Consider the following 17,952-nt stretch of genomic DNA (forward strand, 5'->3'; position numbering starts at 1 on the left):
AATATCCACCTGTTCACTCACCCGCTATTTCACACCTGAGCTCGTAATCGCCTTGACGAAGGATTTCTGCCCGGCGATGAAAATAATCAGCACCGGCAGCGCCGCGATCGTCGTCATCGCCATCAGCTTGCCGTAGCTTTGGGTGTAGCTTCCCGTAGCCATCATTGCGATCCCTGCTGTGATCGTCCGCATCTCCGGCGAGGTAGTCGCATAGAGCGGCCAGACGAAGTCGTTATAAATTCCCATAAAGGTGAAAATGCCCAGCGTCATCATGATCGATACCGCCGACGGCAGCAGAATCCGGGCATACAGATTCCATTTGTTCACTCCGTCGATCCGCGCTGCCTCTTCAATCTCCTTCGGGAAGGAAATGAAGAACTGGTACAGCAGGAACACCCCGAACGCTCCGGCGGTCGCCGGCAGAATCAGCGCCTGATAGGTGTTGATCAGTCCAAGGGTATTGAATTCGATATACATCGGCAGAAAGGTCAGCACGCCCGGAATCATCAGCGAAGCGATGAACATCGAGAACAAGGTGCGGCGCAGCGGCAGATCCGGGAGCCGGGCCAGCGCAAATGCGGCCATGGAATCTATCAGCAGGACAATGGCTGTGCCAACGATCCCTACTGACAGGGAGTTAACGATCCAGCGCAGAATCGGCGTATTCATCAGCTCACCGTTCAGCCCCTGGGCAAAGTTGTCAATCGTCGGCTTCTTCGGGAAGAAGTTCATCCGCCCCGAAAGGGCTTCGAAATCATTCTTGAAGGCTGTCGACAGCATCCAGACCAGCGGCAGCAGCACGGCTGCTGCAATCAGAACAGCCAGAAGCAGCAGGCCTGTTTTTTGGGCTTTACTCATCTATACCTTCTCCTTCCGGTTCGTAAGACGGAATTGAACGATGGATACCATCATGATCAGCAGCGCCATCAGAATGGCCATCGCGGAAGCGGAGCCGATATCCTTGCGCACGAACGCCTGATCCAGCACATTCATGAGCAGCACCTTGGTCGTATCCCCCGGACCTCCGCGCGACAGCAGGAACGGCTGGGCATAAATATTGAAGGAGGCGATGGTTGAAGTAATCATGACGAACAGCATCACCGGGCGGATGGAAGGCAGCGTAATCGACACGAACCGGTTCCAGGCATTGGCTCCGTCGATGGCAGCCGCTTCATAATAATCCTCAGGCACCTCATTGAGTGCATTCACAAAAATAATCATATTGAACCCGATGGTCCACCACAGCGTGGTGATGACCAGGGCAATCCAGACCCACGGGGTGGCGGTCAGCCAGGGAATCCCGGTCAGCCCCAGCTTTTGCAGCAGGCTGTTGATGAACCCTGCGTTCGTATCAAACATCATCAGCCAGATCACCGCCATTACTGAAGCCGATAACGCATACGGCAGGAAGTAGAAGGTTCTGAACAGGCCGCGCACTTTGGACGGCAGCGAGTTGACCAGCATAGCTATACCAAGCCCCGCCACAATCAGCAGCGGAACCGAATACAAGACAAACTGCAGCGTGGTCCACAGCCCCCGGAAGAAGATACTGTTCTCATACGTGCCGGGTGTGAAAATCGTAATATAATTACGCAATCCTACAAACGGGTGTGCCTTAGACAACAGTTCAAAATCCTGCAGGCTGATCACAAAGCCGTACAGAATCGGAAAGAGCAGGAACATCCCAAAGGCTGCAAGATAAGGCAGGATGAACAGGAATGAGGTGAAGCGTGAAGTCCATATGCTTTTCAAAAGAGATTCCTCCGTTTCTTCGTATAAGCAAAAGCAGGAAGCGTACAGCGCTCCCCGCTTTGCTTACCGAAATAATCACTACTCAGCGAGGCTATTTCATCGCCTGACGGGATTTGGCTACTGCATCGTCCATTGCCTGCTGTGGTGATTTTTTGCCAAGGATCGCATTGCTCAGCTCACCCCATACCGGTTCAACAATCGTGCCCCAGTTCAGCACATTCGGTGCAAACTGTACCGCGGGGAAGCTCTGCGCTACGGTGCTCTGGAACTCCATCGCCTTGAATTCCGCACTGTCCATCACAGTCTTCGATGCTACAGCCTGACCGGATTCCGCCCAATCCAGGGAGTTGCCGGATACATACTTCAGGAAGTCGCCGATACCGGCCAGTGTGTTGCTGTCAGTTACCGCCTTCGGAACGACAAAGCCGTGTGAGCCTGCATAAATTGCCTGCTTCGCCTTACCAATCTGCGGCATTACCGCTACGCCATAGTTAAGCCCGGCTTCGTCAAACTGTGATTTCATCCATGGACCATTGAACTGGATCGCATTTTTGCCCTGGAGGAACAGTGTATTCTCGCCGTCCTGCTGCACATTTGCCGGGGAGATGCCCTTGTCAACCATATCGCGCAGCCATTGGACCATTTCTACCGCTTCCGGAGAATTGTAGGCTACGTCTGTTCCGTTCCACAGCTCTCCGCCGTTCTGCCAGACCAGCGACGGGAAGATGAACTGCTGCGGCCAGAGTGTAGGCACAACATAACCGTAGACTCCTTTGGATTTATCCGTCAGCTTCTCTACTGCCGCATCGAATTCAGCGCGGTTCGCTGGAGGCGCGGTCACGCCTGCCTTTTCAAACAAATCCTTGTTGTAGTACATCACCACCGGGTGGATATCCAGCGGAATGGTGTACAGCTTGCTGTCAATGGTAGCGTATTTAATCGGGGCTTCGGCGAAATCCGCAGGATTGATGCCGGCGGCATTCGCCAGCCCATCTACCGGCTGCAGCTGATCCTTGCTCTGGTAAGTCGGCACTGAATCGACGTGCATAATCATCAGGTCCGGACGTTCCTTGCCGGTGCTGAGCGCAACATCCAGCTGTTTGTAATATTCACCATTCGGCTGAATGACAAAATTCACCTTGTACTGATCCTGGGAGCTGTTGTATTTATCTACGATTTTCTTCATGAACGGGCCATCCGAACCGGAGAACGGTGACCAGAACAAAAGCTCAGTCTTCTTGCCGCTGCTGCTGCTGTCACTTCCCTGCGCTGCCTTGCCGCTGTTGCCGCTGCTTCCGGCATTTCCGCTGTCCGCATTGTTGCCTCCGCAAGCAGTTACAACCATTCCCAGCATCATGACTGCCAATAAGCTTGATGTTACTTTTTGCATGGATCGTTTCATCTGTATACGCCCCTTTATCGGTGATTCAAAGCCGGTTGCTCTTTGATGCCTTAATGATATAGCCTTCGGGTAACGCAAAAAATGTCCTCAGTCTAGGATCAGTGGACATTTTTACAGATTGGCGGGCTCGTGGCTGTGCTCTGCCCGGATGACTTCAAACGCTCATGAGATCAGAATCTAGCGGCGGCTTCCGGCGGAACAAAATCGCCCTCCGGGCGAACGCAGCTGTTCGCTGCGTATGAGCTTAGTCGTTACGATTCCGCCCGGTGAAGATTCTTCTGTTTAGTAGCCGCTAGCTAAAATGAAAATGCGGAGTTCGGCCTCTCTTAAACGGAAATAAGTGGACAAACGCATCTTAATTTCGCTATTTTTGGTTCTTTGATACATTTAAGTGGATAAATGTATCTTAATTTTTTACAGTTGGCCTACTTTGGTCTTTTTCCCTAATTTTAAGTGCTCTTTTTCCACTTACGGTTTGACCTTGCCCCCTTCGTTCTTGCAGCAAGTGTACTTTATCCATCTATTGTTCTGCTAACCCGGTCGTATGCCTCGTGCAAATACCGTTCCACGCCGCTCAAGTCACTTTTCTCCGTTATCCACAGTTCTCAATTTGCATCATTTCCTAGGCAATCAAAAAAGCTGCCCCACCGGCATAATCACCGGGGAACAGCTGCGTTGCTGAAACGACAGAGACAGAAATCGTTGCTGAGGTATGTTCATTCATTCGATTTTGCAATGCGAAGGCTTTTATGGGTTACACCGGTTACAACAAAAATACACAACGATGCTATCCAAGGGGACGCCCAGCGGAAAAGCAATTGTAGCTGTAGCACGAGAGTTTGGTGGGTTTATAGGTCTGTTGCTCAAGAAATTGAAGAAGCCAGAAGTAATGATCCCTATTTGTCATTTTTGTATATCTCTAATTTCAATACATACATGCTCGATTCCAGGTTATATATACCGAGTGTATCAGAGGTAACATGAAATGAATTCATGTTGTCCATGATTTCTTTACGTCCACCAGACGCCAAGAGAACCCCCCAATTTGCATGAGATTTTCCATCGGCAGTTATAGTAACATCACTCATACCGGCGGTTAAAACAGTAACACTAGCGCTGGGATAACAGACAAAAACACTATATTCCCATGGGTTGCCTCCGTCATCATTCATGCTTTCGGTTCGAACTTCATACACATTGGTTACTTCAAGTTTGAGTCCGCCATCACTAAACGTTTTGGTTTCTCCGATTTGTGTCGGACTTGGGGTCTGTGAAGGTGTTTGAGGTAAGGTTGAAGTCGGTGTTGAACTCAAATCAGGGCTGGGGTTCATAGTGTCATTAGGCATATTGTTGTTATTGCATCCGGCAAGCAGCATCAACAACATAGTGATAGTCACGAGTATCCCCGAGGCACGTAGCATATGATTGGAGTTATTCATTATAAATTTCTCCTTCCCCGAATGTTTCTGAATTTCGTACACCCACGCAGACAGCTGCGTGGGTGTACTCCGATGACACTATCTTATGAGACTGTGTTTGTCCAGTATCCATACGTGTAAGAGCTCGCGTTAGGATTGTTATCCGGCTGATAGAATTTTGCAGGACCGAAAGCCGCCTGAGATACACCGCTTCGCATAATTCTTATCATCCATTGTACGGATGTCCCCGAAGATACCTTTCCGGTAAAATTATAATTGTAGGTATCGCCAGATCTAGGTATGACACCTCCATCAGTCCACGAACCCGACGTTGTGCGATAGTACATCCTGACTTCGGAAAAGTACTCTTTAGCACCGTCATTCATGATATAAGAGGTAAAGGACGCTGTGTTGCTACTCCATGTCACTTGAGCATAAGCGTCTAGGTGTTTCCCGGAATTCCAATTCGTCGAAGATAAATGCCTGTAATTGACCTCATTTCTGAGCCATACCAAGCCACTTGATGTTGAACAGATTCCAAAGTGAAGGTGTGCAGCGGTGGTTCCTTGATTGCCTGACTTGCCTATCAGAGCCCCCTTGCTCTTCTTTCCTGCTGCCTCTCTACTATTCATATGATAAAACCTGATGTGATAATCTCCATCATCTTGTATATTATTGTTGTTTGCATCCACCAAAAAATCGATATCATACGAACCTGTAACACTTATACCTGTTGACCAACCATCATACGGCGCGTATACATTCGTATTCAACGGTGCATTTAGGTCTACTCCATTATGGGGATTTGTTCCACTCGAACGCGGCTGATTCCACTTGCTGTTCACTGCCGCAAACCCGGAAGTTGAACTGCTGGAAAGCGGTGAGTTGAAATTAACGGCAGATGGCGCTGTATTCCCGAAAACGATACTGTAATCGGCCGCGAAAACATTTGATGTGAAAAGTAATGAAATGGCTATGGAGAATGTAAATGCTGCTAATTTAATTTTCATTTTTTTACCACCTTTCCTCAAAATACTGTGCTATTCCGTCACTTATTGCTCCTCTTGTGATTTGATCAGGAAGCTGGAGGTTTCGCTTCCAAGTTGCGTATCAACGAGTACTGCATCGTCATCTATCCAAAGGAAACGGGCATTATGCCCTTTCACCGCCCGAGCGTTTTGCAGCGAATTGGAGAGCAAATCATGTGATTTCGTAGACAAGTCAACAAACATTACGTCGTCAACGCCAACCATCGGGTCCTCACCATAACCTACAGCAACTTTACTTCCCGATGGCGAAAAACGGGGTTCGCCATCAAGATATCCGGATAATCTGGTAATTTCAGATACCTTCCCTGTTGATACATTGACACTACTAATGAAAGCAGTGGTATTAGAACTGCCTTCTTCATAACTTGAGAATACGATATTTTCATTTTTAACGTCGCTGATACGTAAATTCGGCAGTTTAGGGATATCCATATTGACCGCACTCTTACTATTAACATCAATCATACGCGTGTCACTGAGTGCTCCTACAACAACATTGCTATCATTTATGAACCCGACAATATCGTTGTTATAGGCCGGATTAATCAATTGGCTTTCCTCTCCGGTATTAAGGTCAATTTCCCAAACAGACGTCTCGTTGAGCTCGATACTATCCCGATTCGTTCGATAAACGACATAATTCCCATCAGGACTGATATTTACGCCATCGACCCAAGTAAGATACCAATCCGGATGAAGCTTCGTGATCTCACTGCTGATTTCGGCTTGCGCTTTGCCGGAGTATTCATCGGACGAGAGTTTTTCTGCCGACATTGTTTCTGAATCTATGCGCCAAATCCCCATATCCGTATATGCTATAAAGATATTTTTTTCACTCATAGAAATAAAGCCACATGACTGGTTTCCCCATTCGGAAGGAAAAACAAAGCTATCATTACCAACGCTTGCTTTATAAAATAAACTACTGTATTCGCCGTTCGATTCATCTGTAATGGAGATGTTAAACGGTGACAGCTTAACCTCTGTTGTCTTCTCTCCAACTAATGAATACGCCCTCATATGTTCGGCGATAAATTGTTCACGAACTTCGGCAAGGTTGTTTATGCCAGGAATATCTTGCCCTTGTGCATCTACTGTGCCGTTAGGGTAAAGTATACTCATCATTTCCGTATACTCTTTATCGTCGATTGAATCGACCAATAGAACCGTACCGTGCTCGCCCACCATAACATTACTGACATTTTCTTCGTACGGGACAGCCACTAGCATATTATCACTTAAAATGGGCTCATTTGCTGCTTGTATTGCTTGAGTAGTCGCACCCCAAAGAAGAATAAGCGCAGTTATTATAACTATAATACCCGACCACTTTTTCCTAGTCATAATCATAATCATTCCTTTCCTACGTTCAAAAGTGATGAAAAAATAACAGAGCGCACGCTTGCTTTGATGAAAACGACTATCCTCCTTATAAGAGCGATTTCGTAAAATACCTTACGCCTCTTGAGTGACTTCCTGATGTGTGCGTATTACCCTCATTTAACTTCTATACAATTACTAATTTACCTTATTTTTTCATTTCATGTTATCAGACTATTTTACTAAAAATTTTACACAAAATTACACTATTCGACTTTTGGAAAATAGACTCATTTATAGTTTCATCTGATTGTATAAACTATGTTCTGCCATCTCTCTGCCTTCCGCATACGTATTTCTATATGAATTATATGGGCGGCTCAACGGATGGACATAGATGATAAACAGCTGCAATTCATTTTTTGCACACAAAAAAGGAGCCGACACGGGCTCCTTCATAGCTCTTGTAGAACTTCTATCAGCTTGACTTTGGTCTGGCTTAACCGCAGCTCGGCACCATCCGGGTGCAGGGGTTCGCCCCAGACAAACCCGTCGCCTTCATACCGTGGAATGAGATGCATATGATAATGCGTCAAATCGTTGAATTTGCCGCTGTCTTGACACATTCGTATCCCGTCCGGCTTATATAAGCGCTTCAAGGCGATAGAAATTTGCCGCGAAGCATCTATCACGGCCTTAGCGGTCTCCGCGTCCATCTCAATAATATCCTTATAATGCTGCTTGGGAAGAATCAGCGTATGGCCTTCATTGAAAGGTTCAATATCAAGAACACAGGTGATCAGCTCATTCTCATAAATAATGTTCAGATCAGGTTCGATTCCATTTGCAATTCTGCAGCCTAGACAGTCCACACCCGGCACCCCTCTATTCCAATGGATCACTCTCACGCCTGCTTGCGTCCGTATACGATCTTCTTGATACTGTCGCATGACAGGCAAAATTCCTCAGCTAGTCCGGCCACACTGATTCCGCTGGCGTATCGCTCACGGATCGAATGATTCCGGGCAGCCAAATAGCTTCTGCCGCCTGATTTCTCTCCCCAGCGGGTATGCTGGCCTTCCGGCTTGGGGATATAGAGCAGCCCGCCCTGAATATACTTCTGCACTTCCCGCAGCAGATGCTGGGGCAAGGCATGATCTGCATTTACATATTTCATCATAGCTCCGCTCCTTAAAAGTAATGAACTTTTAGAGGCAGCAAAGTCTATGAATCAAAGCTATAACCGGCCAATCGTTACTTTACAGCGGAAGCTTGCTTTCCGCTCTGCGCACACAACCGCCGTGATTGATCCATAAACTTTGCGCAGAGCTAAGCATTAACTTACTCATATGATTATCCTCCTTCCAATATCTGACTTGAGATTAAATTTAATATAGCATACTGGGACAGTTTTTTCCTCCAAAAAAGCACGAAGTCCCCTGCTTGCAGAGAGCGGCGCTTCGGAATGGCGGGGCAGCCCAATGTATGCGGTTTTCCGCATACATTCGGCCCGATTAGCAGCGCACAGGCACATTGTATTCGGAATTTCATATACATTAGCCCAGGGAGCCTGCTTATACCCGGCCTAGTCAGACATCCGAACAAAAAAAAGGACCCCGCCAGCGTCCGGCGGAGCCAAAGATTATATTAAAGGGGGGTTATGGGATTACTATACCCCCTCAAGCTTAAAATCAGATGAAGCTAATCTAAAGATCTGCTTAAACTCAGCTCAGATTTTGAATTTCTCTACCAGCACCTGCATTTCCTTGGCGCTTTGGGTATTCTCATCCGCCATCGCCGCTTCGTGGAAGGTCTTCTCCACAATATCTGCGGTCTTCTCGGCGATATCCTGCACACCGATTGCGCCTTCATTCACCGTCGCCGCCACTTCATTGACGGCAATGGCAATGCTCGACACCGTTTCATTCAGATGATCAGCCGCATCCTCGAACTGGTTCATCAGCTCATTAATCGTTGCTGCATCACTGTTGTACTGCTGGCTGACCTCGTTCAGGCGCTCATAATCGCCCAGCACGTTCTGGTCAATGAAGGTCAGCATCGCTTCGGAATGGCGGATCATTTGCTCTACGGAGCTGTTGACATTTTTGACCACGCCCTGGATACCCGATGCTGTCTGAGAAGACTTCTCGGCCAGCTTGCGGATCTCTCCGGCCACTACAGCGAAGCCCCGGCCGGCCTCACCCGCCCGCGCAGCTTCAATTGCCGCATTCAGAGCCAGCAGATTCGTCTGGCTTGTAATGGAGAGAATAGTCTCGGCCAGCACATTAATTTCACTGATGGCGCCCGACTGCTCAATCGCCTGCTCCATCTCCCCGCGGACCGAGCCGTAGATCCGTTTGGCATTATCCGTGGAGTTGAGTGCATCCTGCTGTAGTGCCAGTGCACGCTCCGTAATCTGCCCGGAGACTCCCGCCCCCTCTTTTACCCGGCTGGAGATGGTCCGGACATTGTTCTCAATCTCGTGTATGGCCGCTGTCATCTCCTGTGTAGAGGCAGCTGTCTCTTCCATCCCTGCGGACAGCTGCTCTGTCGTGGCCGAATTATCATGCGCATTCTCTCTGACATCAATGGACAGCTTCTCCAGCGTTTCCGCATTATCCAGCACTTTGGACGAGATCGTAATCAGGCTTCCGGCCATCTCACGCAGCACGACGCGGGTACGGAACATGGCTTTGGCTATAGTCCCGGTCTCATCCTTATTCTTGCTCAGGTATTCGTAGCGGTTATCATACTTCAGATCCAGCTCCGCCGTACGGTTAATCAGCTCAGTAAGCTTCATAATCGGCGAGGAGATCCGGGTGGCGACAATAATCCCGATCAGCAGGGTAAGCAGCAGGCTCCCGACTCCAAGAATCAGAATGTAATTGGTCATCTGCTGCACTGGCAGCATAATCTCATCCAGATCGCCGGTCAGCACCAGCGTCCAATGCGTTTCTGGAAGAACGGTATAAGCCGCTTTTTTCTCCGCCCCGTTATAAGTATACTGAACTATTCCGTCTGGTACGTTCTCACCCGTCTTGATCCGCTCCACAACGGATTTAATCGCTGCATTCTCAACTACGGAACCAATCTTTGCTTCATCCGGATGGTAGAGAACATTGCCCGTCTCATCTACCAGATAGGCATAGGAGGACGGCGCATTAGTCACCTGGGCGTCAGACAAATACTTGATGATGCTGCTCGCATTAACGGCCGATGCCACGAACCCGATCATTTTGCCGCCGCTTGTTACAGGATGAACGAAGGCCAGCACATAAGCTCCGGTAGACTTGGATTTGAGCGTCTCGCTGATTACAGCCTCACCGGTCTTCATCACATTCTTCGTGTAATTTCTTTCACTGAAATCCGTACCGACCAGCTTAGTGTCACTGTCAGCTACGGCAATACCGTTCATATCAACTACAAACATATGCTCCAGGTTGCCGGCATCCTTCACCAGGCCCTGCAGCTTCACATTGACCTGATTCTGCAGCTGTCCCCCGTTCTCAAGCCCGCCACTTCCTGCCTGAATCAGCAGTTCGGTAATTTCCGCCTGACCTGCTACGAGCTGCATACTCCGCTTCTCTTTATCTATCATTGCTGCAATCGTCTGCGCCTTGTTGGTATTCACCTGTGCCATTGAAGATTCGGTAAGACTCATAATCGTGCCAGTAGACTTAGTGTACGTAAAAATACCCATTAATGCTGTAGAAATCAGTGTGACCACAATCATCATTACTGATAGCTTCGTACGAATCTTCATAGTTTCTACACCCTTCCGCCTTGTTCTGATCTACTGGTTCATCTCAAGCTGAAACTGTAATATTTATTACAATTACTATCGGATTTCCCTTGAAAATAATTAATATTTTACGACGAATTTTTGAAAACAATATCGAATTTTGTCGAACTTTGCTTTTTGTTTCTAGGCAAAAAAGCCCGTACTCTCTGCTGCAAGCAGAGGCTGCGGACTTAAGCCGGATCATTATAAATAGGCGCGGTGTTCTGCAGCCCGGACTTTAGGCCCCCCGCTTCGCTGCCAGCTGCTCCGCTGCCGCTCCCGCCTGCAGCAGGCGTCTCGCCCGGCTGCGGATGAACATGCCGGAGCAGGCAGCGAGAATCTGCTGGAACAGCATCCCGGAGATAACCGGCAGGGCAACGGCCGGCGGGAAATATTTGACGGCCAGCACCGCACCTGCACTGAGGTTGCGCATACCCGAATTAAACTGTACAGCTACGGCATCTTCATCATTCCAGCGGAAACGGCGGGAAACTGCCGCGCCGATGACATAACCGAGAATTACCGTTACAAAGGTGACAGCAATAATCAGCGCCAGCTTCCCGTCCGGATGCTTCAGATAGCGGGCAATGCTGGCGCCATTGATGGACACCACGATGAACAGGCCGACTTTGACAAACGGCGCCAGCGGCGGGCCAAGCACGGCAGTGATTTTACCCTTGGAGAACTGGTTGAGCAGCATCCCGGCGACAGAAGGCAGCACTACCATCCAGAGCAGGCCGGTCATCATCTCGCCAATCTCCATCTGCACGCTTGCTCCCATCAGCAGATACAGCGTACCGGGCACAATCAGCGGGGAGAGTAAGGTATCAATCAGGATTAATGCCAGCGTAAGCGCCACATTCCCGCCATGCATCGACACCCAGACAACACTTACCACTCCTGTCGGGATTGCGAACAGCAGCACATATCCGGTCACTGTATACGGATCTCCCGGGAAGAAGAGCATTGCCGCCAGCCAGCCGATCAGCGGCATAGCTACATGCAGTATAATCAGCAGAATCATCAGCTTCTGCGGTCTTGCCAGCACGGCCAGCACATCACGGAAATTCGATTTCAGGCTGCCGATCAGCGTCATGAAAGCAAATATCCACGGCACGAGCCATGTAAACGGCAGCAGCGCCTTTTCATTCAGTACGCCAACCGCAATGGCTGCCGGAGTGAGCAATGGCATTATTTTCTCAAGGACAACGTTTGATGCGATTAACCCGCGTCTGATGGACCCAAGCATAATGTATACCTGTCTGTATGGCGTGCCATACATTCCTTTTCAGTAAATTACAGAGTCCCCTCCGGTACAGTGTTGATTATACCTCAATAAGCAGTGAACCCCCCACAAAGCGGAGAAAAAAAAGCAGAACAACAGCGGTTAGGCTGCAGTCCTGCTTCTTAACATCATACGCCTTGCGGGAATAAAGCATCAAGCGCCGGGCAAGGGCGCTTCTCCAGATATTTCTCAAGCGGTGCAGGCATATTGCTGTACAGATCTTTTAGCGAGGTGCCGTTATAAATATTGCCGATAATAACCGGATGGCACAGCTCGGAGATCAGAATATCGCCGTTGCCGTGCAGGTGAAGCTGCTTCATGCCCTCAATGCAGTGCGGGAAGTAGACACCAGGCTGCTCCTCGAAGCCCATCGCCTCCATGAACCGGTCCATACATGTGAAGTAGAGTGTTGTATCCTCGGGCTTCCGGGTAATCAGCTCATTCACGGCATTCTTCAGTTGTTCACGGGCCGCAATCGCCTTCCAGCCGGTGTGTCCCATAATGATGCTGTTCTGGATTTCGTGGGTTCTTACGCCCATCGAATATACATGCTCGCTGATCTCCCGCATATTATCCTGCGTTTCGTTGAACAGCAGCGTTTCGAGTACGACATTGACATCTGTTTTGGCGAACATGGTGATGTTCTCTCTGATTTTGTGATACACGCTGGTGTGAATATTGTAATACCGCGAGAAATCCTCAGCGTTGGTGAAATTAAAGGAGATATGGATCGTCGTCAGTCCGGCCTCAACCAGCTGTCCGATCCGTTCTTCATTCAGCAGGCTGCCGTTTGAATTCAACTGGGTCTGAATGCCACGCGAGCTGCAGTAAGCCACAATCTCCACGCAATCCTGGAATTTCAGCGTCACTTCACCGCCGGAGAGGCGGACACGCTTCAAATTAGGCAGATCCTCCAGAATGCGGATTACCTCCTTGCTGTTAATCATCTGTCCGTCATTTCTATTGTAGGCGCAGCAGTAGTCGCAGCGGAAATTGCAGTTTGAGGTGACCCCGACTTCAAGCCCTTCCAGCTCATATGTCATCGGCTTATCCAGTTCCAGTGCTTTGTATTTTGTGCTCATGCTCTATATTCCTCCCCTAAAATGAGATACTCAGTTCAAAAGTCAACCTTTAAAATTATACAGGTTAACCCGCCGGCTTAATGTGACATTTGGCATCGCCAGCCTGGCGCACGCAAAAAAGACCGCAGCAGAGCCGCAGTCTTCAAGCAGATATTTATATTAGTGATTATAGCTTATAATTCAATAGCTTCGCCCATCTTGCTCATTACCGGCTGGCCGATCAGGCCGAGGCGCCAGATCGCGATTCCCTTCAGGCCATAACGTTTGGCCAGGCCAATCTTCGTGTTCACGGAGGATTCATTCTCGCTGAACACGGAAATACCGAGAATCAGCTTGTCCTTGCTGACCTGCTGCAGGGCAAGCCGGATGCCTTCATCGACCTTGGCGGTAGGCTCAGGTCCCTTCTCACCTTCGTAAGCATAAGCCATAATTACAAGATCATCGGCAAGTGAACCCAGCGTCTTGTAATCGTAACCTTTGTAAGAGCTGTTGAGCGGATGCAGGATGACTGTCAGCTTCAGGCTGGCGGCACGTGCGGCGGCTGAGAGGTTCTTGACAAAAGCATTATACTGGCTCTGCACAGCTCCCTTGTCTCCGGTCAGGCCCAGCCCTTCCAGGTCCAGGCCGATGCCCTGAAAGCCCTTGGACGCTGCCAGATCAACGATACTTGCAATGGTCTGCGCCTGCAGCTGCGGGTCCTCCAGATTCTTGCTCAGCTCAAGCGAAGAGTCACTGGAATAGACCATCAGATAAGGCGCCGTACCGGTGGCGGCAGCATTCTGCACAATAGATTCCGGTGTAACGTCACCTGCAGCCTCCGGCCACCAGAAATCGGTTCCGGTTGTGGTGAACTGGCCGGTCTTATCAATCCGGCTCCAGCCGAAGGCTACAGCGTCAAAGCTCGGAATCAGGGAAACCTCGCTGTAGGCTTTCTGAGCGTAGAAGCCCAAAGTGTATATATCCCGCTTAGGTGAAGTAATCGACACCGTCTTGGCTGCCTGATTCCAGGCTACGGCTGCACCGAACTGCTGGCTGAAAAATTTGAGCGGAACCATCGTTGTGCCGCGGATATTTTGCGGCGCAGCCTCCAGCTTCACAGCCGTTCCGTTCACAGACGCATTAGTATTGCCGAGGGTCAGAATGACTACAGTCTTAGCCGCATCAGCCGCAGATTGCTGAGTAGCTGTGATCCGGCGCGCTGCCTGGTTCCACTCCACCTGTATGCCCAGTGCTTCAGAGATGGCCCGGAACGGCACCATGGTCGTTCCGCTCATTACCGCCGGCTCAACCGGGAAGGGCAGCGGATAGCCGTCCAGCTGAATGCTGACACTGGCAGGTGCAGCAGCCTGCGCACCGTTTACGGGCAGAGCAGACATGCCGCCAATTGAAATGGCAGCACATAACACAATTTTAGCCAAAGCTTTCATATCTATAATCCCCATTCTTCTGATAGTTTATGAGTCTCTCAGCCGTACATTCTCTACCATTTTACCAAAATAGATATTTTTAGCAAATTAAGAGATTGTCACTTTTGAGAGTACAGCTGCCAGTTGAACGTGGGAAGAACCTGCTGATGCCTGCTATAATCCGCTTAATTCCTGCTACATAAATGCACTCAAAAAGACGCCGACTGCACGTTCCGCCTCGACATCCACTGCAACTTCAATGAACGTCCCTTCCTTGGGCTGTGCCCGCAGATCGGCTACGACCATCCCGGCAGTGAATTCGCCCTGCCGCTCTACACGGACCTTCATCCGCCGCGTTGTCACCAGATCAGGATGCAGAGCCGCCATCAGTGCCAGCGGATCATGCAGCGGTGCACTGTTGATGAGATAATTGGCTTCCCGGTAAAATTTGAAATAGTAGCCGAGCGACTGTTCCATGAAATCAATAATCGCAGTATTCTCTTCCCGGCCGCAGCGCTTCAACAGCTCCAGATGCTCTGAAGTTATCCTTGTCTTCAGCGTAACATCGAGTCCGATCATCAGCACAGGCAGGCCTGAAGTGAATACCCGGTCAGCCGCTTCCGGGTCTCCCCACAGATTAGCTTCAGCCACCGGTGTCACATTGCCCGGTTTGAAGATCGTACCGCCCATAACAACTACCTTCTTCAGCTTAGAGACCAGTAGCGGGTCCATATCCAGCGCCAGCGACAGATTGGTCAGGCGCCCGAGAGTAACCAGTACGATCTCACCCGGATTCTCGTCAGCCATCCGCACAATAAATTCTGCCGCCGTCTCCTGAACCGGAGCCTGCCGGGAAGGTGCCAGCTGAACATCGCCAATGCCGTTACCGCCATGCACATGAGTGGAGAAGCCCGTAAGCTCCCGCACCAGCGCCCGTGAAGCCCCAAGCGCAACCGGGATATCATAGCCCGGATCAGCAAGCGCCAGCAGTCTGAGTGTGTTGTCCGCCGCCTGCTGCACATCAATATTGCCGAATACCGTAGTAATACCCTCCACTACGACATCCGGGGTCCGCAGGGCGTATAGAATGGCGAGCGCATCGTCAATCCCTGTATCACAATCAATAATCATCCGCGTTATACTCATTTCTTGTCTCTCCTACTCTCTGTTTCTTCTCTGTTGATCTTCAGCTTGCCGTAATGCCCATCTTAACACGGGCCGGGAAACGGCTCAATAAGCAGGCAGAATTATTCATTGTTAGCCAGACATGAATTTAGCACGGGATACTTTAAGGTGTATTTGCGGGAAAGAACGCCCATAGATAGAAATGAGTAATTGTATTTTGTGCATTAGACTCCTTGCTAAACGGCCGAAAAATCCATTCTATTGTATTTTGTACAATGATTTTCAGGGAAATGAGCATAAAATGCCTAAATCCAAAAAAACTATTGTACAAAATACAGTAGATTCAACTTCCAGGCGGTTTTAACCGTGTTCTACTGCACAAAGTGCAATAGAACACGCTACTCCCTCACCAATGATATTGTTGGATCAATTGCAGGCTGTCATTGACCAAAAACGCAAAGGGGCCGTCCCATAAGCCATAAAAACAGCTTTTGGGACGGCCCCATTCAGTGGATCACCCATCAATATATAGAAATTCAATGGTGAAGCAAATCCTAGATCTTGGCGGTATGCGCAGACGCGGCCCGGGTGAAATTCTCCAGTGCCCGGGTCAGCAGCGAACGCGGGCAGGCCAGATTAATCCGCAAATGGCCTTGGCCTTCGGTGCCGAAGACAGAGCCTTCGTTAAAAGCCACCCCGGCCTCAGCATACATCAGCTGCTTCAGCCCTGCCGCATCGAGGCCAAGCGCAGTGCAATCCATCCGCAGCAGATATGTCGCTTGCGGCTTCATCACCCGGATTGCCGGAAGCTTCTCCTGTAAGTATGCTATTGCATACTCTGCATTACCGGCAACATGCTGAACCAATTGCTCCAGCCACTCGTCTCCTTCGTTATAGGCAGCTTCCACCGCTTCCTGTGCGAAGAATGAAGCCATATGCAGGCTTAACGCCTTCAGCTTGCGTTCGAATTTGAGCCGCAGCGCAGGGTTCGAAGCTACAATATACGAGGTTTGCAGCCCCGGTAAATTGAACGTTTTGGTCGCAGCCAGCGTCGTGACTGTAATATCAGACAGTTCTGCTGACAAGGAGGCAAACGGAATATGCTTGTAACCGGGCATTGCCAGATCGCAATGAATCTCATCTGAAATGACCGTTACGCCATACTGCAGGCATAATCCGCCGAGTCTCAGCAGTTCCTCGCGTTCCCATACTCTGCCGCCGGGATTATGCGGACTGCACAGCAGCAGCAGCTTGGCCCCGTCCTTCATCAGCTCCTCAAGTCCCGCATAATCCATCTCATACCTGCCGCCCTTCAGCAGCAGCGGGTTCTTGGCTACCTTGCGGTCATTCATCTGAATGACATCATAGAACGGATAGTACACCGGCGACTGAATAATGACCGGATCTCCGGGTGCAGTGAACAGCTCAACCGCCAGGCTGAGTGAGGTCACGATACCGGGTGAATCTGTAATCCATTCCTTTTCGATCTTCCAGTCATGATGTCTGCCGTACCAGCTAAGGATAGCTTCTTTATAGGAATCGCTAGGCACACTATAGCCGTAGATTCCTTCCTGCGCACGGCGCAGCAGCACTTCCTTGACTGCCGGCGGACTTTCGAAATCCATATCTGCTACCCAAAGCGGCAGAATATCCTTGCGGCCGAACAGCTTCTCGGACTGGTCCCATTTGTAAGAGCGGGTATTGCTGCGGTCAATGATACGTTCGAAATCATATTTCAAAACAAGAATCACCTCATCCTTTCAGCTTGTCCGACTATTGTAACATGAGACGGGCTGATCCGGCAGCCTTCATGCCTGCCGATTCTTTAATTGTTCAAGACGTAGATTCATCCGCCCAGCAGCCCTTGCGCAGCCTTTCTAATGAATGGCCCAGCCGGACCTCCTCCAGCGGCTTCATGAGATAGTCCGCAATATTCTGGTCGAAGGCCCATAACGCATGCTGCTTGCTCTCTGTGACAACGACAATCTGGATCTCCGGCAGCTGTTTTTTTACATATTCAGCAATAATTACTCCTTGCATTCCAGGCAGCTGCAGATCCAGAAACAGTACATCGGGACGGAGCAGCGCAATTCTGTCTGTAACATTCTGCGCATGGACTGACATACCGATCACGCTGACCTTACCTGTGCGCTGCAGCATGGACGACAGCTTATAGAGATCCTTCTGGTTCACGTCCAGCAGGAATGCCTTAATCATGGGTTCCCTCCTTCCGTTCAAGTGACTTTAGCGGCAATTTCTTTAAAAAAAGTGCTGTCCCCGCGTTTACTCAACGTTAGAGGACAGCCATGGTCATCTTCATCCTGCAGCCATT

Annotated in this window: 15 protein-coding genes; all 15 read right to left on the bottom strand. The window is 49.6% G+C overall.

The window, feature by feature from the left end; translation table 11 throughout:
- Positions 1-24: 24 nt before the first annotated feature.
- The 15 genes from LOS79_RS13545 to LOS79_RS13615 all read right to left on the bottom strand — a co-directional run bounded on the left by LOS79_RS13545 (position 25) and on the right by LOS79_RS13615 (position 17,837).
- Positions 25-858: a carbohydrate ABC transporter permease gene (locus LOS79_RS13545; protein WP_315420537.1), complete on the bottom strand. Its 834-nt coding sequence runs from the start codon at positions 856-858 to the stop codon at positions 25-27.
- Positions 859-1,752, bottom strand: a complete 894-nt coding sequence (locus LOS79_RS13550) for a carbohydrate ABC transporter permease (protein WP_315420540.1) — start codon at positions 1,750-1,752, stop codon at positions 859-861. It abuts the gene before it with no gap.
- 91 nt (positions 1,753-1,843) lie between these two features.
- Positions 1,844-3,154, bottom strand: coding sequence for an ABC transporter substrate-binding protein (locus LOS79_RS13555; RefSeq protein ID WP_315420543.1), 1,311 nt, complete (start codon positions 3,152-3,154; stop codon positions 1,844-1,846).
- Positions 3,155-4,050: 896 nt separating this feature from the next.
- Entirely contained in the window at positions 4,051-4,593 is a 543-nt protein-coding gene (locus LOS79_RS13560) for a hypothetical protein (RefSeq protein WP_315420548.1), read from the bottom strand.
- Between the two features lie 83 nt (positions 4,594-4,676).
- Positions 4,677-5,582: a M23 family metallopeptidase gene (locus LOS79_RS13565; protein ID WP_315420551.1), complete on the bottom strand. Its 906-nt coding sequence runs from the start codon at positions 5,580-5,582 to the stop codon at positions 4,677-4,679.
- Between the two features lie 42 nt (positions 5,583-5,624).
- Positions 5,625-6,971 (bottom strand): TolB-like translocation protein, encoded by a 1,347-nt coding sequence (locus tag LOS79_RS13570; RefSeq protein ID WP_315420554.1) that lies wholly within the window; start codon positions 6,969-6,971, stop codon positions 5,625-5,627.
- Positions 6,972-7,396: 425 nt separating this feature from the next.
- Positions 7,397-7,843 carry an HIT family protein gene (locus LOS79_RS13575; protein ID WP_315420556.1) on the bottom strand — a complete coding sequence of 149 codons (447 nt, stop codon included), beginning with the start codon at positions 7,841-7,843 and terminating at the stop codon, positions 7,397-7,399.
- A 2-nt stretch (positions 7,844-7,845) separates the two neighbouring features.
- Positions 7,846-8,118 (bottom strand): CD3324 family protein, encoded by a 273-nt coding sequence (locus LOS79_RS13580; RefSeq protein ID WP_315422204.1) that lies wholly within the window; start codon positions 8,116-8,118, stop codon positions 7,846-7,848.
- 552 nt (positions 8,119-8,670) lie between these two features.
- Positions 8,671-10,704, bottom strand: a complete 2,034-nt coding sequence (locus tag LOS79_RS13585; RefSeq protein ID WP_315420558.1) for a methyl-accepting chemotaxis protein — start codon at positions 10,702-10,704, stop codon at positions 8,671-8,673.
- A 256-nt stretch (positions 10,705-10,960) separates the two neighbouring features.
- The gene (locus tag LOS79_RS13590; protein ID WP_315420559.1) at positions 10,961-11,914 is read right to left on the bottom strand and encodes a bile acid:sodium symporter family protein; all 954 of its coding nucleotides are present in this window, start codon (positions 11,912-11,914) and stop codon (positions 10,961-10,963) included.
- Between the two features lie 221 nt (positions 11,915-12,135).
- Entirely contained in the window at positions 12,136-13,089 is a 954-nt protein-coding gene (locus LOS79_RS13595; protein WP_315420561.1) for a radical SAM protein, read from the bottom strand.
- Between the two features lie 173 nt (positions 13,090-13,262).
- The gene (locus LOS79_RS13600; protein ID WP_397386758.1) at positions 13,263-14,516 is read right to left on the bottom strand and encodes a stalk domain-containing protein; all 1,254 of its coding nucleotides are present in this window, start codon (positions 14,514-14,516) and stop codon (positions 13,263-13,265) included.
- A 174-nt stretch (positions 14,517-14,690) separates the two neighbouring features.
- On the bottom strand, positions 14,691-15,641 hold the full coding sequence (locus LOS79_RS13605) for a nucleoside hydrolase (RefSeq protein WP_315420565.1): 951 nt from the start codon (positions 15,639-15,641) through the stop codon (positions 14,691-14,693).
- A gap of 533 nt (positions 15,642-16,174) precedes the next feature.
- The gene (locus LOS79_RS13610) at positions 16,175-17,359 is read right to left on the bottom strand and encodes a MalY/PatB family protein (RefSeq protein WP_315420566.1); all 1,185 of its coding nucleotides are present in this window, start codon (positions 17,357-17,359) and stop codon (positions 16,175-16,177) included.
- A gap of 94 nt (positions 17,360-17,453) precedes the next feature.
- Positions 17,454-17,837, bottom strand: a complete 384-nt coding sequence (locus LOS79_RS13615; RefSeq protein ID WP_315420569.1) for a LytR/AlgR family response regulator transcription factor — start codon at positions 17,835-17,837, stop codon at positions 17,454-17,456.
- Positions 17,838-17,952: the final 115 nt, after the last annotated feature.

The organism is Paenibacillus sp. MMS20-IR301, from assembly GCF_032302195.1.
Lineage (GTDB): Bacteria > Bacillota > Bacilli > Paenibacillales > Paenibacillaceae > Paenibacillus_AQ.